Genomic DNA, 24,920 nt, shown 5'->3' with positions numbered 1-24,920 from the left:
TGTTTTGTGTTCCATTCGAATGGCTTGTATGGACATGTCTATCCCCGACAAGACGGAATTCACTCCGTCAGTCATATCACCTCCCGTGTTTCTGTTTGGCGCCCGCGCCCCTATAATGGTTGCCTTTTTCGCCCAATGATTTTGCGGAGCTGGTGATGGCCGAACGTAAGGCGTCAGTCGAGCGCGACACTCTGGAAACCCAGATCAAAGCCTCGATCAACCTGGATGGCACCGGAAAGGCCCGATTTGATATCGGTGTTCCTTTTCTTGAGCACATGCTGGACCAGATCGCCCGTCACGGGCTGATCGACCTGGATATTGTCAGCAAGGGCGACCTGCATATCGACGATCACCACACGGTGGAAGACGTCGGTATCACCCTGGGTCAGGCCTTCGCCAAAGCCATCGGCGACAAGAAAGGCATCCGTCGCTACGGCCACGCCTACGTGCCGCTCGATGAAGCGCTGTCGCGCGTGGTGATCGACTTCTCCGGCCGCCCAGGCCTGCAGATGCACGTTCCCTACACCCGTGCCACCGTTGGCGGCTTCGACGTTGACCTGTTCCAGGAATTCTTCCAGGGCTTCGTCAACCACGCGCTCGTCAGCCTGCACATCGACAACCTGCGCGGCACCAACACTCACCACCAGATCGAAACCGTGTTCAAGGCTTTCGGCCGCGCCCTGCGCATGGCGGTAGAGCTGGATGACCGCATGGCCGGTCAGATGCCATCGACCAAAGGCGTTCTGTAATGCAGACGGTCGCGGTTATCGATTACGGCATGGGCAACCTGCACTCGGTGGCCAAGGCCCTCGAGCACGTCGGTGCCGGCAAGGTCTTGATCACCAGCGATGCCGATGTGATTCGCGAAGCCGACCGGGTGGTTTTCCCCGGCGTCGGCGCGATTCGCGACTGCATGGCGGAGATCCGTCGCCTGGGCTTCGATTCGCTGGTGCGTGAAGTCAGCCAGGACCGCCCGTTCCTCGGCATCTGTGTCGGCATGCAAGCCTTGCTCGACAGCAGTGAAGAGAACGACGGCGTTGACTGCATCGGCCTGTTCCCGGGCGCGGTGAAGTTCTTCGGCAAAGACCTGCACGAAGATGGCGAACACCTGAAAGTCCCGCACATGGGCTGGAACGAAGTGCAGCAGAAGGTGAGTCACCCGCTGTGGCACGACATTCCTGACCTGGCGCGTTTCTACTTCGTGCACAGCTACTACATCGCTGCCGGCAACCCGCGGCAAGTGGTGGGTGGCGGTCACTACGGTGTCGATTTCGCCGCCGCGCTGGCCGATGGCTCGCGTTTCGCCGTTCAGTTCCACCCGGAGAAGAGCCATACCCATGGCCTGCAATTGCTGCAGAACTTCGCCGCGTGGGATGGTCGCTGGTAAATGGCCGTCAAGAAGAAGCCACCGATCCTGACCCTCACTCCCGAACAGGAGAACGAGGCCAATCACAAGATCAAGCGTTTCATGGAGGACCGCTTCGAACTGGACCTGGGTTCGTTCGAAGCGGCCGAAATCCTTGAGCTGTTTACCCGTGAAATTGCGCCGCACTATTACAACAGGGCGATTTTCGATGTGCAGACGCACCTCAAAGAGAGGTTCGAAAGCATCGAAAGCGACTTGTGGGCGCTCGAGAAAAACTGATTTTCGAGCGAAGCTGAACAATCGAATTTGAAGGTTTGCCAGATGCTGATTATTCCCGCTATCGATCTTAAAGACGGTGCCTGTGTTCGTCTGCGCCAGGGCCGCATGGAAGATTCCACGGTGTTTTCCGATGACCCGGTGAGCATGGCTGCCAAGTGGGTGGAAGGCGGTTGCCGTCGTCTGCATCTGGTCGACCTGAACGGCGCCTTCGAAGGCCAGCCGGTCAACGGCGAAGTGGTCACCGCCATCGCCAAGCGCTACCCGAACCTGCCGATCCAGATCGGCGGCGGTATCCGTTCCCTGGAAACCATCGAACACTACGTCAAAGCTGGCGTGAGCTACGTGATCATCGGCACCAAAGCCGTGAAAGATCCGGCCTTCGTCGCCGAAGCCTGCCGCGCGTTCCCGGGCAAAGTGATTGTCGGTCTGGATGCCAAAGACGGTTTTGTCGCCACTGACGGCTGGGCTGAAATCAGCACCATTCAGGTGATCGACCTGGCCAAGCAGTTCGAAGCCGACGGCGTGTCCGCGATCGTTTATACCGACATCGCCAAAGACGGCATGATGCAGGGCTGCAACGTTTCGTACACCGCCGCCCTGGCCGCCGCGACGAAGATCCCGGTCATCGCGTCCGGTGGCATCCACAACCTCGGTGATATCAAGTCGCTGCTCGACGCCAAGGCGCCTGGCATCATTGGCGCGATCACCGGCCGGGCGATCTACGAAGGCACTCTCGATGTCGCTGAAGCGCAAGCTTTCTGCGATTCGTACAAAGGCTGAGGACTGACCATGGCGCTGGCCAAACGCATCATCCCTTGCCTGGACGTGGATAACGGCCGAGTGGTCAAGGGCGTCAAGTTCGAGAACATCCGCGACGCCGGCGACCCGGTGGAAATCGCCCGTCGTTACGATGAGCAGGGTGCCGATGAGATTACCTTTCTCGACATCACCGCTAGCGTTGACGGTCGCGACACCACGCTGCATACCGTCGAACGCATGGCCAGCCAGGTGTTCATCCCACTGACTGTGGGCGGCGGTGTGCGTACCGTGCAGGACATTCGCAACCTGCTGAATGCTGGGGCGGACAAGGTTTCGATCAACACGGCTGCGGTATTCAATCCTGAGTTTGTTGGTGAAGCGGCTCAGCATTTCGGTTCGCAGTGCATCGTCGTTGCCATCGACGCCAAGAAGGTCTCCGGCCCGGGCGAGACCCCGCGCTGGGAAATCTTCACCCACGGCGGTCGCAAGCCAACCGGTCTCGACGCCGTTGAATGGGCGAAGAAGATGGAAGGCTTGGGCGCCGGTGAGATCCTGCTGACCAGCATGGACCAGGACGGCATGAAAAACGGCTTCGACCTGGGCGTTACCCGCGCCATCAGCGATGCGCTGGGGATTCCGGTGATCGCTTCCGGCGGTGTCGGCAACCTGCAGCATTTGGCCGATGGCATTATCGAAGGTCACGCCAGCGCCGTATTGGCGGCGAGTATTTTCCACTTCGGCGAATACACCGTGCAGGAAGCCAAGGCCTACATGGCACATCGCGGCATCGTGATGCGCTAAACAATCCGGTACAGGCCAGTGGACATCATGGCGGGCTCAGGGCACTCTTGGGTACGCCATGGATCTCGGTAGCCAGACATGCTTAGACGCCTTCTTCTTGCCCTCGCCAGCGCTTCTCTATTGCTCGTCAATGGAGCGCATGCCGCAGAAAATCCCGACACCGGTCTAGTGTTGCTGACTGAAAATTTCCCCCCTTACAACATGGCGAAGAACGGCAAGAACTTCGCTCAGGACGAGAACATCAATGGCATCGCCGTGGACATCGTCCGCGAGATGTTCAAACGCGCCGAAGTCACCTACAGCCTGACGCTGCGTTTCCCTTGGGAGCGAATCTACAAGCTCGCCCTGGAGAAGCCCGGTTACGGCGTATTTGTGATGGCGCGGTTGCCGGATCGCGAGAACCTGTTCAAGTGGGTTGGCCCGATCGGACCGGATGACTGGATCATGCTGGCCAAGGCCGATAGCAAGATCAGCCTTGAGTCGCTGGAGCAGGCGCGCAAATACAAGATCGGCGCCTACAAGGGCGATGCGATTGCCGAGACATTGGCCAAGCAAGGGCTGAAGCCGATTGTTGTGCTGCGTGATCAGGACAACGCGAAGAAGCTGGTCAGCGGTCAGATCGACCTGTGGGCTACCGGCGACCCCGCCGGACGCTATCTGGCGCGCCAGGACGGGGTAACCGGGCTCAAGACCGTGCTGCGCTTCAACAGCGCCGAGTTATACCTGGCGTTGAACAAGGACGTGTCGGATGACGTCGTGGCCAAGCTGCAAGCGGCGCTGGATCAGCTACGCAAGGAAGGCGTGGTGGACGACATCATGGCGAAGTATCTGTAACCATCACCTCGATACAACCTGAGACGGAGCGGCCGGCGTTGCGCTCAAGTACACGGCACTTGTAAACACGTTGTTCAACATCGCCCTTGTCAGCAGATGCTCCCCTGAGGCGACGCCGATAATGCACAGTGCATGTGCGCCGCTTTGTGGCCCGATTTCAGTATTGATGTAAGCATCTTCAGCGCTGATGGCGGCGCTGTAATTGTCGGAAGCTTTGCAATCCCTGGCGTTATGGACCGTTTTGTAGCGATAGAAGGGCGCCTCGAGGGAGAACCTGAAGTCCCACGTAGGCAATACAATCTGCTCATCCACGTTTTGCGTTCTATGAACGTATGACTTGAGCTTCCAGGGCTCCGTGACAGTCAGCTCGACCGGCTCCAACGAACAGTCCACCCCATCGCTGGTGAAGACACCGTCAATAAAGCACTTGTGCAGAAAGTTGGCCGAGTAGCTGTAGTTGAAACGGGCAGCTGTACAGGACGTCGAGTGTTCACAGCCAGGCGGCGTTGGTGTATTGCGCGAGCTCACGACTTTACTGACGATGCCGGTGATTTCATTGGTGCGGCGGTTCAGCATCGGGCTACCGGAGCTGCCAGGGTGAAGGTCGCAGCTGTTTTTCATGGCCAGCGGGAACACCCCGGGGTGATCGATGAACGTTCCGGCGGTTTGTTCAGCGCAGGCACTCAATCGAAGCCCTTGTTCGGTAAAGCCGCTCGGCGCGCCAATGTTAAGCGCATCATGACTCTCGTTGGTTTGATGGGACGCCAGCTTGAGCGGGTTGACCCCGGCCTGTATCAGCGACGCTAATGTTGCGTCGACCTCCAGTACTGCAAGATCGGTCCCGACCAGACTGCTCCATCGGGCAGTCCTGATGGCATATCGGCGCTTACGCTGTGGCATGTCATGAAAGTAGTGGAAAGTGACGCTGGCTTTCAAAGGCCGATGGGTCCGCGCCGAACCGTACTGAAACAACACGCAATGACCGCTGGTGAGCAGGTAAGCAGGGCCGGTGGCTCGGCCTTGCCTGTTTCGCGTATCCAGTAGAACGGCGCTGCAGGTCTTGCCTGATTGGAGACTGAGTCGTCCCACGCCGCTCCAGATTTCATAAAAATGTTCGCTGTTTTGCAGTGCCCTTGACGGTGAGTCGTTGACGGCGCCTTCGCCCAGATCGCGGGCCTGCACGGCGGAAATGGCCAGCAGGCCAATCAGGCCGGGGAAGCAAAAGAAACTGAAGTATTTCATGTCCATTCCTTGGTGATGAAATTCAGGGTAAGCGCTATCGTGGCACGGGTCGGTGTACCGGCAGGTATAAATAGTTATCGCGAAAATGGAGTGGGCTGCTAGGAATTATCGGGCGGTCGGGAGGCGGTACTGGCCATCCTTGCCGTGCGCTGCCGTTGCACGATTGCCGCGCACGCTGATCATCTGTTTGATATCGATCCACTCAATGCCCTGAGTCTTGAGCTTGGGCAGTTCACGTTCAAGCACCGCTAATGTCTGCGGATACGGATGCCCGATCATCACCGCAGAACCTTGTTTGCGCGCCAGGCTGATAGCCGTCTGTAGCTGAGTAAAGATCGCGGCCTCAGTGGGCTCGTCATCCAGGAACACATCCCGCGAAACGCTCGCCAGATCGATTTTCTGCGCCTGTTGAGCGGCAACGGTTTGCGCACTGGTGCGGCTGTCGACGAAGAACTTGTGCCGACGCTGCAAGTCCGCCATCAGCCAGGCCATGGCGACCGGCTGAGAAGTCATGCGGCTGCCCATGTGGTTATTGATGCCAGCGGTGTACGGCACCCTTTTGAACGCTGCGTTCAGCCGTTTCTCAAGCTCTTCGATGGGCAAGTCGGGATGCCAGGCAAACGGACCGGTGGCCGGGTCCATGGGCATGTGCAGGATGACGATCTTGCCGGCGCGATGGGCTTCGCGGGCGAATTCGGTGGCGTGGGGTGTGTCAGGCATGATCGCCGTGGTGACCGGGCCGGGCAGGGCGAGCACGCGACGATCCCGGGGCAGGTTCTGCCCCAGGTCATCGATGATCAGAGTGATGTAGGCCTTTTGAGGGGCGGGCGCTGCGTGAGCAACACCCGCCAGACAACACAGCAGTCCGAGGAATAACCGCAGGCGCATCTCAGCGGCCGGAGGTGATGCTCAACCCTTTGAGCAGGCTCAGGGCCTGGGCCAATTGGTAGTCGTCATCCTGCGGCATCGCCTTGGCTTTGCCGCTGGAACTGGTCGGTTTGTCGGCGCCGCCGTTGCCATTGCCCAGGTGACCTTGCAGATCGGCTTCCTTGAAGTATTCGCCGTCCTGCTCGTTGGTGATCTTGGCCTTGCGCACTTCGATGTCCGGAACAATGCCCTGAGCCTGGATCGAGCGACCGTTCGGCGTGTAATACAGCGCCGTGGTGATCTTCAGTGCGCGTTCGTTGTTCAACGGCAGCACGGTTTGTACCGAGCCTTTGCCGAAACTGGTGGTACCCATGACCACTGCGCGTTTCTGATCCTGCAAGGCGCCGGCGACAATTTCCGATGCCGAGGCGCTGCCTCCGTTGATCAGCGCGACCATTGGCACGGCTTCGCTCTCGTCCTTGCCGGTGGCGGAGAAGCGCAGCTCGGAGTTGGCGATACGGCCCTTGGTGTAAACGATCAGGCCTTTGGTGATGAAGTGGTCGACCACTTCCACCGCCGCTTGCAGCACGCCGCCCGGGTTGTTACGCAGGTCGAGGATGATGCCTTTGAGCTTCTTGCCGTTGTCCTTGCGCAGCTTGGCCAGAGCCTTGGAGACTTCGTCGCCGGTCTTGACCTGGAACTGGGTGATGCGGATGTAGCCGTAGCCGGACTCCAGCAACTGGCTCTTCACGCTCTTCACTTGAATGATGGCGCGGGACAGGGTCACGTCGAACGGCGTACCGCCGTCGCGCACCAGGGTCAGGGTGATTTTCTGGCCGATCTTGCCGCGCATCTTGTCCACGGCTTCGGTCATGCTCTGGCCGCGGGTCGGCTGGCCGTTGATCTTGACGATGAAGTCGCCGGCCTGAATGCCAGCCTTGGAAGCCGGGGTGTCATCGATCGGTGAAACCACCTTGATGAAACCGTCTTCGGCGCCCACTTCGATGCCCAGGCCGCCGAATTCGCCGCTGGTGCTTTCCTGCAATTCAGCGAAGTCTTCCGGGCCCAGGTAGGCGGAGTGCGGGTCGAGGTTGCTGAGCATGCCCTTGATCGCGTTTTCCAGCAGGGTCTTGTCGTCCACCGGTTCGACATAAGCAGCCTTGATCCGATCCATGACCTCGGCAAAGGTGCGCAACTCTTCCAGAGGCAATGGCGCCTTGGTGGTCGCAGCAGTGCCCGCAGGCGCGACTGCCGGAGCAGGTTGAGCGGCGAACGCCAGAGGCGCGCCAATCACCAGGGCGATCGTCAGGGCCAGCGAGGTAAGGCGGGACAAATGCAGCATGTCGAACGAACTCCTGAAGTAGATGGCGTACTTATCCTTGCGCACGACACCATTGCGCCGGATCACTCGGGTGACCCTGCTGACGAATAGCGAAATACAGCGCTGGTGTGTCCTGCCCGCCACTGTTACCGACAGTGGAGATGGACTCACCGGCTTTAACCACGTCACCCGCAGACTTGAGCAGCGTCTGGTTGTGACCATAAAGACTCAAAAAACCGTTGCCGTGGTCGAGAATCACCAGCAGTCCGGCGCCTCGCAACCAGTCGGCAAACACCACGCGACCGCCATGCACGGCGTGCACCTGGCTGCCGGCGGAGGCGCTGATCATCACGCCGTCCCACTTGGTGCGGGCGTCGTCGCCACGGGTTTCGCCAAAGCGTGCCAGCAGTCGACCATCAACGGGCCACGGAAGTTTTCCCCGGCTTGAAGCAAAGGGGCCGCCAAAGGTCTCGCCTGAACTTGAAACCAGAGCGCCGGGTGTCGATTTAACCGGTTTGCGTGGGGCGTCGGTGGTCTCTGCGTCTGCAGCCGCCTGGGCCTCACGTAAACGCTTTTTTTCGGCTTCCTGCTGGGCGATCAGCGCTTTTTGCCGCGCTTCTTCTGCCTCACGGGCCTGACGGGCCAGGGTTTCTTCAATGGTTTTAAGGACTTTAGACAGGTCTGCCTGATCCTGCTCGCGGGCTGCCAGTTTCTGATCGCGGGCCTTCACGTCGTCGCTGAGCTTGGCCAGGACTTGCTGGCGCTCCTTGCGGACTTTGTCGAGTTCGTCACGCTGGCTGTCGAGGCTGCTTTTCTGCACCAGCAATTGCGCCTGTTGCATGGCGATGTCTTTTTCGACATTGGCCAGTTGGCGCAGGGTTTCGTTGAAATTCTTCAGCTGCTCCAGGCGGGCCTGGCTCAGGTAGTCGTAATAGGTGAGGGTGCGGGCGAATTTTTCCGGGTTCTGCTGGTTGAGCAGCAGCTTCAAGTACTCCTGACGGCCGTTCTGATAGGCCGCGCGGGCCTGAATGGCGATCAGTCGTTGCTGTTCAATCCGCGCGCTCTGGAGTTTTTTTTTCTCGGTATCGAGTCGCTGCAGCTCGGATTCGCTTTTCTTCAGCTCTTTTTGCAGGGCGTCGACCTGCTTCTCGAGCTTGCCCATCTCGGTCTCGGTGCCCTTGAGGTCTTTTTGCACACCGGATTTTTCTTCCTGGAGCTTGCCCAACAGTTTTTTCAGCTCGGCAATGTCCTGACGCGTGGCGTCCAACTGTTGTTGGGTTTGCGCGCGCTCGTCAGCAAAGGCCGGTTGGAGCAGGCATGTCAGAGCAAGGGCTATCAGGACGCGAAGCATAGAGGCGGGCGACACCAGGGAAAGGGACGTCCTAGTATGCCCGCCAAGCGTGGCAAAAAAAATGCCCAATTCGGGCTGTGTGATAACTGGAGCAGAGTTACCTCTCAAAACACCCCAAAACCAATGTGGGAGCGGGCTTGCTCGCTCCCACAGGGTTTTGGCGGTGTTTGATGGGGCGGATTACACCAGAATCGAGGTCCCGGTCATTTCCGCAGGTTTTTCCAGGTCCATCAACATCAGCATGGTCGGTGCCACATCCGCCAGCACGCCGCCGTCGCGAACCTTGAAGTTGCGCTTGCCGACATAGATGAACGGCACCGGTTCGGTGGTGTGCGCGGTATGCGCCTGGCCGGTGGATTCGTCGGCCATCTGCTCGACGTTGCCGTGGTCGGCAGTGATCAGGGCTTCACCGCCGACTTTTTCCAGGGCATCGACGATGCGGCCGACACACAGGTCGAGGCATTCAACGGCTTTGACGGCTGCGTCAAACACGCCGCTGTGGCCGACCATGTCGCCGTTGGCGTAGTTGACCACGATCACGTCGTAACGCTGGTTTTCGATGGCATCGACGATGCGGTCGGTGACTTCCGGGGCGCTCATCTCGGGCTGCAAGTCATAAGTGGCGACTTTTGGAGACGGGATCAGGATGCGTTCTTCGCCCGGGAACGGTTCTTCACGGCCGCCGGAGAAGAAGAAGGTCACGTGGGCATACTTCTCGGTTTCGGCGATGCGCAGCTGGGTCTTGCCGTTTTTCGCCAGGTAGTCGCCCAGCACGTTGTCCAGGCTGCCGGCGGCGAAGGCCGATGGGGCGGGAATGCTGGCGGCGTACTGGGTCAGCATGACGAAGCCGGCCAGCTTCGGCTGGCGGGCACGTTCGAATTCCTTGAAGTCGTCTTCGACGAATACGCGGGTCAGTTCACGGGCGCGGTCGGCGCGGAAGTTCATGAACACCACAGCGTCGCCGTCTTCGACTTTCACCGGCTCGCCGATGGAGGTGGCTTTGACGAATTCGTCGCTTTCGCCACGTTCGTACGCCGCTTGCAGGCCTTCCTGAGCGGTGGCGGCGTTGAATTCGCCGTTGCCATCGACAATCAGGTTGTAAGCCTGGGACACGCGGTCCCAACGGTTGTCGCGGTCCATGGCGAAGTAACGGCCAACAATGCTGGCGATCCGGCCTTTGCCGAGGGCCTGGAAGGCCGCATCCAGCAGTTCGATGGACGACTGAGCGCTTTTCGGCGGCGTGTCGCGGCCGTCGAGGAAGGCGTGCAGATAGATTTTTTCAGCGCCGCGCTTGAACGCCAGTTCGGCCATGGCAACCAGGTGATCCTGGTGGCTGTGAACGCCGCCGTCGGACAGCAGGCCCATGAAGTGCACGGCTTTGCCGGCAGCGACGGCTTTATCGACAGCAGCGCAGATGGTCGGGTTCTCGAAGAACTCGCCGTCGCGGATCGATTTGGTCACGCGTGTGAAGTCCTGATACACCACGCGGCCGGCGCCGAGGTTCATGTGGCCGACTTCGGAGTTGCCCATCTGGCCATCCGGCAGGCCAACGTCCATTCCGCTGCCCGAGATCAGGCCGTTCGGCACGGTGGCCCACAAGCGGTCCAGTACGGGCTTCTTCGCCGCAAAGATGGCGTTGGATTCAGGGCTCTCACTGTGACCGAAGCCGTCGAGAATAATCAGGACCAAAGGTTTAGGCGTGGTAGTCATGGATTCCACTCGTGGCTGAGTTAAAAGAGGGCGATGGAAAAGGGAGTGGCAGTTTAAAGCTAAGTTCCGACGGCGTCACCGCCGGACGGGGTTTGGCCCACCATAGTGGCTGTGTATACTGGCCGACATTTTAACGCCCTGGAACCTCCTTCGATGGTTGCTCACCTGATTGAATTTGCCACTAACCACTATCTGCTCGTCGGTATCTTCGTCGTACTGCTGGCGTTGCTGATCGCTTATCAGATGCAAGGCGGCGGCCGCAGCCTGAGCACCGGTGAACTGACCGGGCTGGTCAACAAGGACGCGGGCGTTGTGATCGACATTCGTTCGAACAAGGACTTCGCCGCCGGTCACATTGTTGGCGCGCTGAACATTCCTCACGACAAACTGACCGCTCGCGTCGGCGAACTGGAAAAGCACAAGGCTAAGACCATCATCCTGGTCGACGCCATGGGCCAGACCGCCGGCACGCATGCTCGCGAACTGATGAAGTCCGGCTTCACCGCCGCCAAGCTCTCCGGCGGTATTTCCAGCTGGAAAGGCGACAACCTGCCGCTGGTGAAGTGAGATGAGCAACGTCGTCGTCTATTCCAGCGATTACTGCCCTTACTGTTCGCGAGCCAAGTACCTGCTCGAGAACAAAGGCGTGGCCTTCGAAGAGATCAAGGTCGATGGCAAGCCGCAGGTGCGTGCCGCCATGGCTCAGAAGGCCGGACGTACGTCCGTGCCGCAGATCTGGATCGGCAGCACCCACGTGGGTGGTTGTGATGATTTGTTCGCCCTTGAGCGCGCCGGCAAGCTCGACGCGATGCTCAAGGCCTGAATGCCTTCCCTATAAGACCCCAAGATCAGAAAGGATCTGAGATGACTGACCAACAGAACACTGCAGCTAGCGAAGAAGAAACCGCACCGCAATTCTCCTTGCAGCGCATCTACGTACGTGACTTGTCCTTCGAAGCCCCGAAAAGCCCGGCCATCTTCCGCCAGCAGTGGGAACCGAGCGTCGGTCTGGATCTGAACACCCGTCAAAAGGCTCTGGAAGGCGACTTCCACGAAGTCGTACTGACCCTGTCCGTTACCGTGAAGAATGGCGACGAAGTGGCGTTCATTGCTGAAGTGCAACAGGCCGGGATCTTCCTGATCAAGAACCTCGATGACGCTTCGATGAGCCACACCCTCGGCGCGTTCTGTCCGAACATCCTGTTCCCGTATGCTCGCGAAACCCTGGACAGCCTGGTCACCCGTGGTTCGTTCCCGGCGCTGATGCTGGCCCCGGTGAACTTCGACGCGCTGTACGCACAAGAGCTGCAACGCATGCAGGCCGCGGGCGAAACCCCGACCGTTCAGTAAGCGGTTTTAAGCGCCAAAGCAATTTCAATGTGGGAGCGGGCTTGCTCGCGAAAGCGGTGTAACAGACAACGATGATGTTGAATGTTATGACCCCTTCGCGAGCAAGCCCGCTCCCACATTTGTTATGTGCTGTTACTTGAACCCGAGCTGGCGCCAGCCTTCGTACACGGCGACCGCTACGGTGTTCGACAGGTTCAGGCTGCGGCAACCTTCGCGCATCGGCAGGCGCAGGCGCTGTTCGCCGGGCAGGGCATCGAGTACTTCCGCCGGCAAACCACGGCTTTCCGGGCCGAACAGGAACGCATCGCCCTCGGCGAAGCTGGCATCGTGGAACGGCCGCGAGCCCTTGGTGGTGAAGGCGAACAGCCGAGGATGACCGAGGCTTTCCAGACAGCTGGCGAGGTCTGCGTGGCGTTGCAGGGTGGCATACTCGTGGTAATCGAGGCCGGCCCGGCGCAGACGCTTGTCGTCCATCTCGAAGCCCAGCGGTTCGATCAAATGCAGGTGGCAGCCACTGTTGGCGCACAGCCTGATAACGTTGCCGGTATTCGGCGGAATTTCTGGTTGGAAAAGGATGACGTGAAACATGCACGGCTCCGAAGGTAAAGATGAGCGGCATTCTACGCCGCCCGTGGACAACCGTTCGAAACTATTCCCGCGAGTGATGGCTTCACTGGCGATTGTCGGGGTGATGGTGGGGCTGATGATCGGTCGCCTGACCACTCCCGACCCCAGCGAATTGCAGCAGGTCGAGGTGACGAACGATGGGTTGGTGGTGTGGTTCAACAACGAACCCAAGGCCCATGGCGAGTTCGTCGACGGTAGCCTCGCGCTGCTGTTCGAGGCTGAAGGCAAGGCACAGAAAGGCCAGCTCAAGCTCAACGACAAGAACGTGAACTGGCGAGTGCGTTTGAGTGATGGTGGGTTGTTGCTGACGGTGGTGGCGGCCCGGCCGCTGCAGGGCGAGTGGGCCGGTAGCGAGGTCGATGACCGCTGGCGGATGGAGATCCATCTCCGAGAGCAATAAAAGAGGGAATCCCCGGCCTGCCTGTACCAAGGTCCCCAAAACGGCAGGGCTCGCGCATTGCGACGTGAGCCCGGTGTAAAGAAGGAACCCCTGACCTGCCTGTATCAAGGGCCCCAAAACTGCTTGGGCTCGTCGCTTGTGCGGTGTGAGCCCGGTGTAAAGAGGGGAATCCCCGGCCTGCCTGTACCAAGGTCCCCGAAACCGGGTAGTGAACTGAATCACTGAATGGACTATTGCAGGGGGCGTGCCAGGTTTTAACAAGTTGAAACAGAAAGTCGCGCTGAAACGTCGAAAGCCCCGTATTCCGGGGCTTTCGTGTTTTTTTGATAGGGGTTCGATTGCGAACGCAGGCGGGGTTTTGGATCTGTTGCCGTGCGCGATTGCGGTTCACGGTGCATTGCTGCGGTGCACGATGGCCCCCAAAGCATCGCGAGCAAGCTCGCTCCCACAGGGTTCAGTGGTGATCACAAAATTGTGAAGCACCCAAAATCCACTGTGGGAGCGAGCTTGCTCGCGATTGGATTTAACGGTCAGCGACGATTTAAAGGCTGCTTAGCCCTCATCCCCTTCATCATCATCCCCACCATCAACCTTCATCCCCAATTCCTTGATCTTGCGCGTCAGGGTATTACGCCCCCAACCCAGCAAAACCGCAGCATCGCGGCGGCGGCCGGCGGTGTGCTTGAGGGCGGTTTCGATCATGATCCGCTCGAAGGCCGGGACGGCGCTGTCGAGCAGGCTCGACTGGCCGCGAGCCAACGCCTGATCAGCCCACTGGCGCAGCGCTTGCTCCCAGTTGGTCACCGGCGCCGAATCCTGCGGCAGGTTCAGCAGCTCCGGCGGCAGGTCGCTGATGTGCACTTCGCGACCCGAAGCCATCACCGTGATCCAGCGGCAGGTGTTCTCCAGCTGACGCACGTTGCCGCCCCACGGCAGGTTCTTCAGGTATTCCTCGGTTTCGCTTTTCAGCAGCTTCGGCTCCACCGCCAGTTCTTGTGCGGCGCGGCTGAGGAAGTGCTTGGCCAGGGTCGGGATGTCTTCGCGGCGGTCCGACAACCGTGGAATGTGGATGCGAATCACGTTGAGGCGGTGGAACAAGTCCTCACGGAATTTCCCGGCGTGCACCAGGGTTTCCAGATTCTGGTGAGTCGCGGCGATGATTCGCACATCGACCTTCACCGGCACATGGCCGCCGACGCGGTAGAACTCGCCGTCCGCCAACACCCGCAGCAAACGAGTCTGGGTGTCTGCCGGCATGTCGCCGATTTCATCGAGGAACAGCGTGCCGCCGTCCGCCTGTTCAAAGCGCCCGCGACGCAGGTTGGCCGCGCCGGTGAACGCGCCTTTCTCATGGCCGAACAGCTCGGATTCCATCAGGTCTTTCGGGATCGCCGCCATGTTCAGCGCAATGAACGGCGAAGCCGCGCGAGGGCTGTGACGGTGCAGCGCGTGCGCCACCAGCTCTTTACCGGTACCGGATTCGCCGTTGATCAGCACAGTGATGTTGGAGTGGCTCAAGCGCCCGATGGCGCGAAACACTTCCTGCATCGCCGGTGCTTCACCGATGATTTCCGGGGTGCGGGTCAAGGCGACCGGGACTTCCAGGCCTTGCTGTTCCTGAGCGTGCTGGTTAGCGCGCTTGACCAGCGACACCGCTTCGTCGACGTCGAACGGTTTTGGCAGGTATTCAAACGCGCCGCCCTGGTAGGACGCGACAGCGCTGTCCAGATCGGAGTGAGCGGTCATGATGATGACCGGCAGCCGTGGGTGTTGTTCGCGAATCCGCGCCAGAAGGTCCAGGCCACTGGCACCCGGCATGCGAATGTCGGAGATGATCACGTCCGGCTGCTGGCGCGCCAGGCGGCTCATCACGCCATCGGCGCTGTCGAAGCTTTGCGTGGTCATGCCTTCTTGCTGCAAGGCTTTTTCCAGGACCCAACGGATAGAACGGTCGTCATCGACGATCCACACGGTTTCACTACGGCTCATGTCGATGTGGCTCCTTGTTCCAGTGGCAGAAAGATCGAGAAGGTGGTGTGGCCTGGATGGCTGTCACATTCGATCAGGCCCTGGTGCTGGCTGATGATGTTCTGGGTTATGGCCAGGCCCAGCCCGGTACCGTCCGGGCGACCGCTGACCATGGGGAAGAAGATGGTTTCCTGCAACTCCGCGGGAATGCCCGGGCCGTTGTCGATGATTTCGATTTTGGTCACCAGACGATGGCGCACGTGGCCGATGGTGAACTGGCGCATGGCGCGGGTGCGCAGGCTGATGCGGCCAAGGCGCAGCTCGTTCTGGCTGCTGATGGCCTGCATCGCATTGCGCACGATGTTCAGCACGGCCTGAATCATCTGTTCGCGGTCGATCAACACGTCGGGAATGCTTGGGTCGTAGTCGCGCACCAAAGTGATGCAGCCCTGGCTTTCGGCCTCCACCAGGTGACAAACGCGTTCCAGAACTTCGTGGACGTTGCACATCGCCAATGACGGCAGCTTATTGGAGCCGAGCATGCGATCGACCAGATTGCGCAGGCGGTCGGCCTCTTCAATGATCACGTTGGTGTAGTCGCGCAGGCTTTCTTCCGGCAGCTCGCGGGCAAGCAATTGTGCCGCGCCGCGAATCCCACCGAGTGGATTCTTGATTTCGTGAGCGAGGCCGCGCACCAGCATCTTGCTGGTTTCCTGCTTCGACAGTTGCGCCTCTTCCTTGGTGATCCGCAGCAAGCGGTCACGCGGGTGGACTTCCAGCAGCAGCATCGTGGCGCCGTTGGCGAGGATCGGTGTTACTGCGTAGTCGACGGTCAGCGTCTGGCCGGTGAGGGCGGTGAGCATCGCTTCACGCTTGGTGAACGGGTGCGCCTGCTGGACCGCCTGACGCAGGGAGTTCAGCGCCTCGGTGGATTCGGTGAACAACTCGCTGATGAACTGCCCATGGCTACGCTGACCGCTGATGGCCAGGAGCATCTCCGCTGCCGGGTTCATGTACTCGAGGCGCAGTTCGGCGTCGAGCAGAATGGTGGCGGTGGTCAGGTTGTCGAGTAGCAATCGATGCAGTGCGTCGCTAATGGTCATCAGGACCTCTTTTGGAGCAGGGCGCGCGCATGAATAAAGCGCTGATACGAGGAAAATGCAAAAACCAAACCAAGGCTCCGAAAAGAAGCGTTTAAGGCCTGAAACGGGCGTTTGACGCTCGTTTGCGTGGCGTTCCGCCAGCTTTGACGGGTACTTTCGAACCAAAATGGGATGGGATGTGGGTACGGTGCAGTATATTGCACCAATATAGTGCGCAAAGCTGAACGGCGTTAGAAGAAACGCAGGAAGGGATTTTTTTCTTCTACGGGTTTGTCTTTGAGCGGACATTCCGGCCGTTGGCCGTAATCGGGGAGGGCGCAAGGTTTGACCTGACGCTTCTGCGCGAGGGAGATGCGCAGCATGTGGAACGGCTGATTGGCGGTGCGCTCGACCGTGCGGCCCTGCTCGTCGAGGATTTCCACGGAGAGGTTATGACTGCCGCGATCGATGTTGCTCAGGGCGAACACCGGGCTCAGGCCGGGCGCTGCGGTGGGTTGGCCGTCCAGTAGCAATCGGTAGTGGTGGCCGCGTTGCAGGCCGGGTTCGCTGGTGACGCTGACGATAATCTCGCCAGCACTGCTGCGCACCGTGGCGTCTGGCTCCGGCACCAGGACTCTCAGCATGTCGTAGTGGAACAGTGGTTTTGTTTCGGTCTTCTTTCCAGTCATCACCGGTGCTGCGCCGCCAGGGTTGGCGGACATGCGGTTACTCGGCGCCAGCGGCACGCGCTTGGCGTTGCCGGAGCCTGGCCGGTCGGTGTAGACCCGATTGCCCTGAGCGTCGATGTAGGTGAACACCTCGGCCGTCACCGGCAGGGCGATCAAGCAGGTGATCAGCAGCCACAGCCTCACGGCTTATGCACCCGTTGCACGGTGAATGTCACGGTGGGGCTTTGCTGGACGATGTTCTCTCCATCGATAACCTGTACCGCGAGGCTGTGTGTGCCGCGATCAATATTGACCAGTTGCAGGATCGGCACGTTGCTCGGTTGGCCGTAGGGCTGATCGTCCAGCAACAGCCTGAACAGATGAGGGCCTTGCAGGCGGGGTTTGATCAGCACGTTGACGGTGAAGGTGCCGTTGTTGGCACGCAGCGCTTCGGTGGTGGGTAAGTTAGTCAGCTCCAGCACCTCGTAAGCGCTGCGCGGCTGTTCGCGGCGGGTGGCTTCGACAGGTGGCGCAGAAGGGGTTTGGGGGTCAACCCTGTTAAGCGGTGGCAACTCGACCGGCTGAGCCTTCACGCCATCGGGCGGTTGATTGCTGTAGGCGGTGTTGCCGTCGGCGTCGGTGTACTTATAGATCTGCGCGGCGGCGGGCAGGGCGATCAGCAGCAACATCAGTAGAAAACCACGACCCATAAAATCGACCGGAAGCGAAGGCGTTGGGTTGCAGCATAGGTCAGAGGCAGCGGTTAGCCCAAGTCGTTAACATTTGGCCATGATTTATCGAGGCCTGTCCGGCGCCCCAAAACCCTTGTGGGAGCGGGCTTGCTCGCTCCCACATCGGGGTGTCGCTGGTCGCAAAATCAGTGAATGAATTTCTGCATGCGTCGTTCCATTTCTGGTGTCCGCGGGGCGCAGCGTTCCGGTATTTCCTTGCCTGTTTCGTCGTAGTTCACCGTGCAGCCCAGAAAGCCACGGTCGAAAAAATAACGGCTGCTGACTACGCCGTTTGGGTGGAAACACAGCTGTTCGCCGTACAGTTCGGCACCGTCATAGTCTTTGACCGGTTGCTGGTTGATGGTCATCAGCCTGAAGCCTTTTTTGGCCAGCGTGCACCACCCGCCGTCGGAGCCATAGCTACTAACCGTGACCTGATCGTCAGTGCCGATGATCATTTCCTGGGTCTTTTTCCCGGTTTCAACGTTGTATTCGACGTAGTTTTGTTTGTGCCCGTAGAGGTATTCGCTTTCGCTCTGCAGCTTCCCTTCTTTGAAAACACGGAACTTCCCGCAAAGACCGACCTTCGGCCCGTTCTCGTCGAAGCTGCACGAGGTCGTTTCCAGCGCCACCGCTCCCTTGCGATCACGATCTATCCAGGTGCCGACAAATTTCCCATCGACGTAGGTGCCGTTGGAGGCGAGTGTGCCGTCGTCGAGGTAGTCGCGATAAGGGCCGTCGAACACGCCGTCGCGTAAGGTCATCTCCTTTGTAAGGCGGCTGCCGTCGGCGCTGAGTTCCTGCGCCCGCCCGTTCAATTTGCCGTTTTCGTAGTGTTGCTGGAAGGTCATCTTGCCGTTGCTAGCATAACCTTCCCGGGCACCCGAGCGCACGCCGGCTTCGTAATGTTCGATCAGCGTCAGGGTGCCGTTGGTGTCTGTTTCACGCAGTTCACCCTGCATTTTTCCGGCAACGAAATTCACGTGCTGGGTATGCCCATTGTCAGCCTTCAGCGTCCATGGGCCGGTTTTCAGGTCATCCTCGAAGTGGCCGCTGCCGGCTTCAGTCACCCACGGGCCTTCTCGTTTGTCGTCGCGGTAAGCCCCACTTTCAGTGACGTCGTCAATGTGCTGCTCACTCGGGCCATTGAGTTGGCCATGGAGGTAGGTAGAAAAACCGCTGACATCCGATTCACCGGCCTCGCTCGACAGCACCCAGCGACCTTCGCGCAAGTCGTTCTGAAATTCGCCCGTGTGGGTTTGCCCGTCATACGTCTCGGTCCATTGCCCTTGGCGTTTGCCATCGACATAAGCTCCGCTGAGCGAATACTGAAGACCTTTGGTGAACGACCAGTTGCCCGTACGTGCGCCTTGACTGTAGGTGCCCTGGCCAGCAATGGTGCCGAAGTTGTAACTGACGGAAGGGCCGTCCTCGCTGCCGCTGAAGGTCGCCGGGTCGGTTTCCCAGGCCATGCGACTGACCTGATAGTTGTACAGCGTGCGGCTGCCATCGTTGATTGTGGTGTCGATGCCACGCCAGAAGGTGACGGTCAAAAAGCGCCCATCTTTTTCTTGAAAGGTCTTTTTGTAGTAGTGCTGCCCGGGACCCGGTGAAGCGGTGCTCAGAGGCTTGGTGCGCTCATCGAAGTAGCCAACCAGCGTTCCCTGGGTGAGGTCGAGTTGGTCGAACTCAGGTATGCCTGATTCTTCATAGTAGAAGCGGTAATTAAGTGGCGTGAGCTTGGCCAGTGCCTTCTTGATCGCCAGGGCATCGAGGTTTTTCTGTCCTGAAGTCATGCGGTCGAGGGCCTTTTGCAGGCCGTTGACTCGACGGTAGAGATGATCGTTGGCGTCGTACTTGTAGGCGTGGACCTTGTACTGCGCCTGTTGCCTGAACAGCACAAACCGGGTCGGGGCTTCGCTGTCCAGTGGCATCAGGAATACCGACTCGATCGACGCTGCGCCGAAATCATCCAGCAGTTGCGGTTGTTCATCGTCGCTATCGCAAATGCAGTAATAACCTTTAACGCCACCCGCCTTCTTGATGAATGCGAGGGTGGCCGAGCTTTCCTGAAGACCCTGGATCAGCGGATGAGCCAATGACTTGCCGTCGTAAAACGGCGCCGCGTTGACGGCTGTGCAGCCAAAGCCAGCCATCAGGGCGAGTAACCACAACCACTTCATACGAATCCTTTCGTCAAGGCGCCGGGCAGGGCGCGAGAGCGGCGGATTATCCATGGATGTGTGTCCGGGGGAAACGAGCGCCCACAAAAAAGGCCTCCCGAAGGAGGCCTCATTTTTGTCACGCCGCTTGCGCAGGCGCTACCGGATCAGCAGCTGTAGTACAGCTCGTATTCCAGTGGGTGTACGAAGGTACGTACTTTGATTTCTTCTTCGCTTTTCAGGGCGATGTAAGCGTCGATGAAGTCGTCGCTGAAAACGCCGCCTTTGGTCAGGAACGCACGACCTTTGTCCAGCTCTTCCAGGGCTTCTTTCAGGCTGCCGCAAACCTGTGGGATCTCTTTCGCCTCTTCAGGCGGCAGGTCGTACAGGTTTTTGTCAGCAGCGTCGCCAGGGTGGATCTTGTTCTGGATACCGTCCAGGCCGGCCATTACCAGGGCTGCGAAGGCCAGGTACGGGTTGGCTGCCGGATCCGGGAAGCGAGCTTCGATACGGCGAGCGCGAGGGCTGGACACGTAAGGAATACGGATCGAAGCGGAACGGTTACGAGCCGAGTAGGCCAGCATTACTGGGGCTTCGAAACCTGGGACCAGACGCTTGTAGGAGTTGGTCGACGGGTTGGTGAAGCCGTTCAGCGCCTTACCGTGCTTGATGATGCCGCCGATGAAGTACAGAGCGGTGTCGGACAGGCCGGCATAGCCTTCGCCAGCGAAGGTGTTCTTGCCATCTTTGGCGATGGACAGGTGAACGTGCATACCCGAACCGTTGTCGCCGTACAGAGGCTTAGGCATGAAGGTCGCGGTGCGGCCGTATGCATCAGCAACGTTGTGTACGCAGTACTTCAGGGTTTGAACTTCGTCAGCCTTGGCAACCAGGGTGTTGAACTTCACGCCGATTTCGTTCTGGCCGGCAGTTGCCACTTCGTGGTGGTGAACTTCGATGACCAGGCCCATTTCTTCCATGGCGTTGCACATGGAGGTACGGATTTCGTGGTCGTGGTCGAACGGCGGAACCGGGAAGTAGCCGCCTTTGACGCCTGGACGGTGGCCTTTGTTGCCGCCTTCCACGTCCTGGTCGGACATCCACGAACCTTGTTCGGAGTAGATCTTGAACATCGAGCCGGAGATGTCGGACTTGAACTTCACTTGGTCGAAGATGAAGAACTCTGGCTCTGGGCCAACAAATACGGTGTCGCCGATACCGGTCGACTTCAGGTATTCCTCGGCACGCTTGGCGATCGCACGTGGGTCACGGTCGTAGCCTTGCATGGTCGAAGGCTCGATCACGTCGCAAACCAGGATCAGGGTCGGCTCTTCGGTGAACGGGTCGAGAACGGCAGTGCTGTCGTCCGGCATCAGGATCATGTCGGAGGCTTCGATGCCTTTCCAGCCAGCGATGGAGGAACCGTCGAACATTTTGCCTTCTTCGAAGAAAGCTTCATCCAGCGCGTCGCGAGCCGGCATGGTCACGTGGTGCTGAGTGCCTTTGGTGTCAGTGAAGCGCAGATCAATCCACTTGACGTCATGATCTTTGATGAGTTGAACCGACTTCGACATAGTGTCCTCCGGGTGGCTTCGGGCTTAGTAGTGGATGCCCTTAGAATGTGGGTGATGCCGGCGCGAATACTCTGCCAAGGCAACCTGCCTCACAAGGGAGCAAATTGCATGCCAGTGCCCCACCATGGGTTTTTTGCCCCAATTTCACGCTTATAAAGGTGCAAAGCGGAGCAAAGCAGGAAATAGCGCCCTGTAATGTGGCGTCAGATTCAACAAATGACCTGTTTTGGTGCGCGCAAAACCTTCTGCACATTAACTGGTTAAACCTTGAGCAATTTCCGCTATAATCCGCGCCCCCCTTTTTCGGCTGGCCCAGCGCGCGCTGTTTTCATGAAACTAATCGTAAAAGTCTTTCCCGAGATCACCATCAAGAGCCGCCCGGTACGGATGCGTTTCATCCGCCAGTTGGCCAAAAACATCCGTACCGTGCTCCGCGACTTGGACCCGGCTGTGGTGGTGAACGGTGTGTGGGACAATCTCGAGCTGGAAACCCGCGTCAGCGAGCCCAAAGCCCTGAAGGAGATGACCGAGCGCCTGAGCTGCATGCCGGGCATCGCGCATTTCCTGCAAGTCGACGAATACCCGTTGGGTGACTTCGACGACATCGTCGCCAAGTGCAAACAGCACTTCGGTGACGCGTTGGCCGGGAAGATTTTTTCGGTGCGCTGCAAGCGTGCCGGCAAGCACGAATTCAGTTCGATGGACGTCGAGAAATATGTCGGCAGCCAACTGCGTCGTCAGTGCGGCGCCGCCGGAATCTCGCTGAAAGAGCCGGAAATCGAAGTTCGCCTCGAAATTCGCGACAAACGGTTGTTCGTGATCCACAGCCAGCACAACAGCATCGGCGGTTATCCGCTGGGTGCCCTGGAACAGACACTTGTGCTGATGTCCGGCGGCTTCGATTCCACTGTTGCTGCTTACCAGATCATGCGCCGCGGGCTGATGAGCCATTTCTGCTTCTTCAATCTGGGCGGACGAGCCCATGAACTGGGCGTTATGGAAGTCGCGCACTTCATCTGGAAGAAGTACGGCAGCTCCCAACGCGTGTTATTTGTGAGTGTGCCTTTCGAGGAAGTACTGGGAGAAATTCTCGGGAAAGTCGATAACAGTCATATGGGCGTAGTTTTGAAGCGTATGATGTTGCGCGCTGCTTCCCGTATTGCCGATCGGCTGGAGATCGATGCGCTGGTCACCGGTGAAGCGATTTCCCAGGTGTCGAGCCAGACGTTGCCGAACCTGTCCGTGATCGACTGCGTGACCGACAAGCTGGTCTTGCGTCCGCTGATCGCCAGTCACAAGCAGGACATCATCGACCTGGCCAACGAAATCGGTACTGCCGACTTCGCCAAGCACATGCCGGAATACTGCGGGGTCATCTCGGTGAACCCCAAGACCCACGCCAAGCGTCCACGCGTGGAGTACGAAGAACAACAGTTCGACATGGCAGTACTTGAGCGTGCGCTCGAGAACGCCAAACTGGTGCCGATCGATCGCGTGATCGACGAATTGGGCCAGGACTTGCAGATCGAAGAAGTCAGCGAAGCGCTGGCTGGTCAGATCGTCATCGATATCCGTCATCCGGATGCCGCTGAAGACGACCCGCTGGGGCTCGTTGGCATTGAGGTACAAACGATGCCGTTTTATGCATTGAACGCTCGTTTCAAGGAACTGGACCCTACTCGCCAGTACCTGCTGTATTGCGACAAAGGCGTGATGAGTCGCCTGCATGCCCACCATTTGCTCAGTGAGGGGCATGCCAATGTGCGCGTTTATCGACCGAGCTAAGAGCCCGGGGCTGTATGCCTGTGGCCTGCGTCACCGGCCCCCCGACTCTGCCGTCAAGCTGTAACGGCAAGGCCTGACTCTACTGTAAATCGCTGCCAAGACTTGTCAGCACACCGAATCCTCTGATCGAGATACACAAGTGATCGAAAATCTACGCAACATCGCCATCATTGCTCACGTTGACCATGGTAAAACCACCCTGGTAGACAAACTCTTGCGTCAATCCGGCACCCTGGAGCGCAACGAGCTCAACGACGAGCGCGTGATGGACTCCAACGACCAGGAGAAAGAACGCGGTATTACCATTCTGGCGAAAAACACCGCCATCAACTGGAACGGCCACCACATCAACATCGTGGACACCCCGGGCCACGCCGACTTCGGCGGCGAAGTTGAACGCGTAATGTCGATGGTTGACTCCGTTCTGCTGCTGGTTGACGCTCAAGACGGCCCTATGCCGCAAACCCGTTTCGTGACCAAGAAGGCTTTCGAAGCCGGCCTGCGTCCAATCGTGGTCATCAACAAGGTTGACCGTCCAGGCGCGCGTCCGGACTGGGTTCTGGACCAGATCTTCGACCTGTTCGACAACCTCGGTGCTACCGAAGAACAGCTGGACTTCAAAGTCGTCTACGCCTCGGCCCTGAACGGCATTGCCGGTCTGGAACACACCGACATGGCTGAAGACATGACTCCGCTGTACCAGGCGATCATTGACCACGTACCGGCTCCACAAGTTGACCGTGACGGTCCGTTCCAGATGCAAATCTCGGCACTGGACTACAACAGCTTCCTGGGTGTTATCGGCGTTGGCCGTATCGCCCGTGGTCGCGTCAAGCCGAACACTCAAGTTGTGGCTATCGACGCTGACGGCAAGCGCCGTAACGGTCGTATCCTGAAGCTGATGGGTCACCACGGTCTGCACCGTATCGACGTTGACGAAGCAGCTGCCGGCGACATCGTCTGCATCAGCGGCTTCGACCAGCTGTTCATCTCCGACACTCTGTGCGACCCACTGAACGTCGAAGCGATGAAGCCGCTGACCGTTGACGAACCAACCGTTTCCATGACCTTCCAGGTTAACGACTCGCCGTTCTGCGGTCGTGAAGGCAAGTTCGTCACCAGCCGTAACATCAAAGAGCGTCTGGACAAAGAACTGCTCTACAACGTTGCCCTGCGCGTTGAAGAAGGCGACTCCGCCGACAAGTTCAAAGTCTCCGGCCGTGGTGAGCTGCACCTCTCGGTACTGATCGAAACCATGCGTCGCGAAGGCTTCGAAATGGGTGTTGGTCGTCCGGAAGTGATTATCCGCCTGGTTGACGGCGTCAAGCACGAACCGTACGAAAACGTGACCATCGACCTGCCAGAAGAATCGCAAGGTTCGATCATGGAACAGATCGGTATCCGTAAAGGCGACCTGACCAACATGGTTCCGGATGGCAAGGGCCGTGTGCGCCTTGAGTACAACATCCCGGCTCGTGGCTTGATCGGTTTCCGTAACGAGTTCCTGACCCTGACCTCCGGTGCAGGCATCCTGACCTCGATCTTCGACCGTTACGACGTGATGAAGTCCGGCGACATGTCCGGCCGTCAGAACGGCGTGCTGGTTTCGGTTGCTACCGGTAAGGCTCTGACTTACTCGCTGGAAACCCTGCAAGCTCGCGGCAAACTGTTCCTGGGTCACGGTGAAGACGTGTACGAAGGTCAAATCGTCGGCATCAACAGCCGCGACAACGACCTGGGCGTTAACCCAACCAAAGGCAAGAAGCTCGACAACATGCGTGCCTCGGGTAAAGACGAAACCATCGCTCTGGTTCCGCCTATCCGTTTCACCCTGGAACAAGCTCTTGAGTTCGTGCAAGAAGACGAACTGTGCGAAGTCACTCCTAAGTCCATCCGTCTTCGTAAGAAGATCCTGGGCGAAAGCGAGCGTACCCGCGCTGCCAAGAAAGCCGGTAACTGAGTTTCGACTTAGTTAGCAGTTAAAAAAACGCCCCCGACCGCAAGGTCGGGGGCGTTTTTGTTTGTCTGGGGTTTGTGCGGTGT

General features: G+C 58.9%; 24 protein-coding genes. 12 read left to right on the top strand and 12 right to left on the bottom strand.

The window, feature by feature from the left end:
- The first annotated feature begins 155 nt into the window (after positions 1–155).
- The 6 genes from hisB (at position 156) to ACMXYJ_RS31860 (ending at position 4,039) form a co-directional block, all read left to right on the top strand.
- Complete coding sequence (gene hisB / locus ACMXYJ_RS31885) at positions 156–749, top strand: imidazoleglycerol-phosphate dehydratase HisB (protein ID WP_003218037.1); 594 nt, start codon at positions 156–158, stop codon at positions 747–749.
- Positions 749–1,387: an imidazole glycerol phosphate synthase subunit HisH gene (gene hisH, locus ACMXYJ_RS31880; protein ID WP_415758312.1), complete on the top strand. Its 639-nt coding sequence runs from the start codon at positions 749–751 to the stop codon at positions 1,385–1,387. The genes hisB and hisH overlap by 1 nt, the downstream gene beginning before the upstream one ends.
- Positions 1,388–1,645, top strand: coding sequence for a DUF2164 domain-containing protein (locus ACMXYJ_RS31875; protein WP_008024930.1), 258 nt, complete (start codon positions 1,388–1,390; stop codon positions 1,643–1,645).
- A gap of 42 nt (positions 1,646–1,687) precedes the next feature.
- The gene (hisA, locus tag ACMXYJ_RS31870; protein WP_007897434.1) at positions 1,688–2,425 is read left to right on the top strand and encodes a 1-(5-phosphoribosyl)-5-[(5-phosphoribosylamino)methylideneamino]imidazole-4-carboxamide isomerase; all 738 of its coding nucleotides are present in this window, start codon (positions 1,688–1,690) and stop codon (positions 2,423–2,425) included.
- Positions 2,426–2,434: 9 nt separating this feature from the next.
- Positions 2,435–3,205: an imidazole glycerol phosphate synthase subunit HisF gene (gene hisF, locus ACMXYJ_RS31865; protein ID WP_007972752.1), complete on the top strand. Its 771-nt coding sequence runs from the start codon at positions 2,435–2,437 to the stop codon at positions 3,203–3,205.
- Between the two features lie 78 nt (positions 3,206–3,283).
- Complete coding sequence (locus ACMXYJ_RS31860) at positions 3,284–4,039, top strand: substrate-binding periplasmic protein (RefSeq protein ID WP_415758311.1); 756 nt, start codon at positions 3,284–3,286, stop codon at positions 4,037–4,039.
- 3 nt (positions 4,040–4,042) lie between these two features.
- On the opposite strand, the gene ACMXYJ_RS31855 is transcribed toward ACMXYJ_RS31860, so the two are convergent.
- The 5 genes from ACMXYJ_RS31855 to gpmI all read right to left on the bottom strand — a co-directional run bounded on the left by ACMXYJ_RS31855 (position 4,043) and on the right by gpmI (position 10,530).
- Complete coding sequence (locus ACMXYJ_RS31855; protein ID WP_415758310.1) at positions 4,043–5,281, bottom strand: trypsin-like serine peptidase; 1,239 nt, start codon at positions 5,279–5,281, stop codon at positions 4,043–4,045.
- 105 nt (positions 5,282–5,386) lie between these two features.
- Positions 5,387–6,169 carry a divergent polysaccharide deacetylase family protein gene (locus ACMXYJ_RS31850; RefSeq protein WP_415758309.1) on the bottom strand — a complete coding sequence of 261 codons (783 nt, stop codon included), beginning with the start codon at positions 6,167–6,169 and terminating at the stop codon, positions 5,387–5,389.
- Between the two features lies 1 nt (position 6,170).
- Complete coding sequence (locus ACMXYJ_RS31845; RefSeq protein WP_415758308.1) at positions 6,171–7,490, bottom strand: S41 family peptidase; 1,320 nt, start codon at positions 7,488–7,490, stop codon at positions 6,171–6,173.
- Between the two features lie 31 nt (positions 7,491–7,521).
- On the bottom strand, positions 7,522–8,820 hold the full coding sequence (locus tag ACMXYJ_RS31840; RefSeq protein WP_415758307.1) for a murein hydrolase activator EnvC family protein: 1,299 nt from the start codon (positions 8,818–8,820) through the stop codon (positions 7,522–7,524).
- A gap of 180 nt (positions 8,821–9,000) precedes the next feature.
- Positions 9,001–10,530, bottom strand: a complete 1,530-nt coding sequence (gene gpmI, locus ACMXYJ_RS31835; RefSeq protein WP_415758306.1) for a 2,3-bisphosphoglycerate-independent phosphoglycerate mutase — start codon at positions 10,528–10,530, stop codon at positions 9,001–9,003.
- 153 nt (positions 10,531–10,683) lie between these two features.
- Here gpmI and ACMXYJ_RS31830 point away from each other — a divergent pair, with 153 nt between their 5' ends.
- The 3 genes from ACMXYJ_RS31830 to secB are packed head-to-tail and all read left to right on the top strand — an operon-like array spanning position 10,684 to position 11,880.
- Positions 10,684–11,097, top strand: coding sequence for a rhodanese-like domain-containing protein (locus ACMXYJ_RS31830; protein ID WP_415758305.1), 414 nt, complete (start codon positions 10,684–10,686; stop codon positions 11,095–11,097).
- A gap of 1 nt (position 11,098) precedes the next feature.
- A complete protein-coding gene (grxC, locus tag ACMXYJ_RS31825) occupies positions 11,099–11,353 on the top strand; it encodes a glutaredoxin 3 (protein WP_008149430.1) in 255 nt (84 codons plus the stop codon).
- Between the two features lie 41 nt (positions 11,354–11,394).
- Positions 11,395–11,880 (top strand): protein-export chaperone SecB, encoded by a 486-nt coding sequence (secB, locus tag ACMXYJ_RS31820; protein ID WP_007949026.1) that lies wholly within the window; start codon positions 11,395–11,397, stop codon positions 11,878–11,880.
- A gap of 132 nt (positions 11,881–12,012) precedes the next feature.
- On the opposite strand, the gene ACMXYJ_RS31815 is transcribed toward secB, so the two are convergent.
- The gene (locus ACMXYJ_RS31815; protein WP_007949025.1) at positions 12,013–12,468 is read right to left on the bottom strand and encodes a tRNA (cytidine(34)-2'-O)-methyltransferase; all 456 of its coding nucleotides are present in this window, start codon (positions 12,466–12,468) and stop codon (positions 12,013–12,015) included.
- Here ACMXYJ_RS31815 and ACMXYJ_RS31810 point away from each other — a divergent pair.
- Entirely contained in the window at positions 12,467–12,907 is a 441-nt protein-coding gene (locus ACMXYJ_RS31810) for a hypothetical protein (protein WP_415758304.1), read from the top strand. The two genes, ACMXYJ_RS31815 and ACMXYJ_RS31810, sit on opposite strands and share 2 nt — an antisense overlap.
- Before the next feature lie 552 nt (positions 12,908–13,459).
- Here the strand turns inward: ACMXYJ_RS31810 and ntrC are convergent.
- The 6 genes from ntrC to glnA all read right to left on the bottom strand — a co-directional run bounded on the left by ntrC (position 13,460) and on the right by glnA (position 21,092).
- Positions 13,460–14,896: a nitrogen regulation protein NR(I) gene (ntrC, locus tag ACMXYJ_RS31805; protein WP_008149434.1), complete on the bottom strand. Its 1,437-nt coding sequence runs from the start codon at positions 14,894–14,896 to the stop codon at positions 13,460–13,462.
- Positions 14,893–15,978: a nitrogen regulation protein NR(II) gene (gene glnL / locus ACMXYJ_RS31800; protein WP_008149435.1), complete on the bottom strand. Its 1,086-nt coding sequence runs from the start codon at positions 15,976–15,978 to the stop codon at positions 14,893–14,895. Before glnL ends, ntrC begins: the two co-directional genes overlap by 4 nt.
- 230 nt (positions 15,979–16,208) lie before the next feature.
- The gene (locus ACMXYJ_RS31795) at positions 16,209–16,829 is read right to left on the bottom strand and encodes a DUF4124 domain-containing protein (RefSeq protein ID WP_415758303.1); all 621 of its coding nucleotides are present in this window, start codon (positions 16,827–16,829) and stop codon (positions 16,209–16,211) included.
- The gene (locus ACMXYJ_RS31790) at positions 16,826–17,335 is read right to left on the bottom strand and encodes a DUF4124 domain-containing protein (protein ID WP_415758302.1); all 510 of its coding nucleotides are present in this window, start codon (positions 17,333–17,335) and stop codon (positions 16,826–16,828) included. Before ACMXYJ_RS31790 ends, ACMXYJ_RS31795 begins: the two co-directional genes overlap by 4 nt.
- 167 nt (positions 17,336–17,502) lie before the next feature.
- Positions 17,503–19,539, bottom strand: a complete 2,037-nt coding sequence (locus tag ACMXYJ_RS31785) for a toxin-antitoxin system YwqK family antitoxin (protein ID WP_415758301.1) — start codon at positions 19,537–19,539, stop codon at positions 17,503–17,505.
- A gap of 146 nt (positions 19,540–19,685) precedes the next feature.
- On the bottom strand, positions 19,686–21,092 hold the full coding sequence (glnA, locus tag ACMXYJ_RS31780; protein ID WP_008149440.1) for a glutamate--ammonia ligase: 1,407 nt from the start codon (positions 21,090–21,092) through the stop codon (positions 19,686–19,688).
- A 330-nt stretch (positions 21,093–21,422) separates the two neighbouring features.
- On the opposite strand from glnA, the gene thiI reads away from it, so the two are divergent.
- Together thiI and typA are read left to right on the top strand one after the other, a co-directional pair.
- Positions 21,423–22,877 (top strand): tRNA uracil 4-sulfurtransferase ThiI, encoded by a 1,455-nt coding sequence (gene thiI / locus ACMXYJ_RS31775; protein ID WP_134419610.1) that lies wholly within the window; start codon positions 21,423–21,425, stop codon positions 22,875–22,877.
- Between the two features lie 139 nt (positions 22,878–23,016).
- Positions 23,017–24,837: a translational GTPase TypA gene (gene typA, locus ACMXYJ_RS31770; RefSeq protein WP_415758300.1), complete on the top strand. Its 1,821-nt coding sequence runs from the start codon at positions 23,017–23,019 to the stop codon at positions 24,835–24,837.
- The last annotated feature ends 83 nt before the right edge of the window (positions 24,838–24,920 follow it).

The organism is Pseudomonas arabinosi (genome assembly GCF_047758675.1).
Lineage (GTDB): Bacteria > Pseudomonadota > Gammaproteobacteria > Pseudomonadales > Pseudomonadaceae > Aquipseudomonas > Aquipseudomonas arabinosi.
The sequence above is the reverse complement of the archived record's forward strand: the minus strand, read 5'-3'. Positions and strand labels throughout refer to the sequence as shown.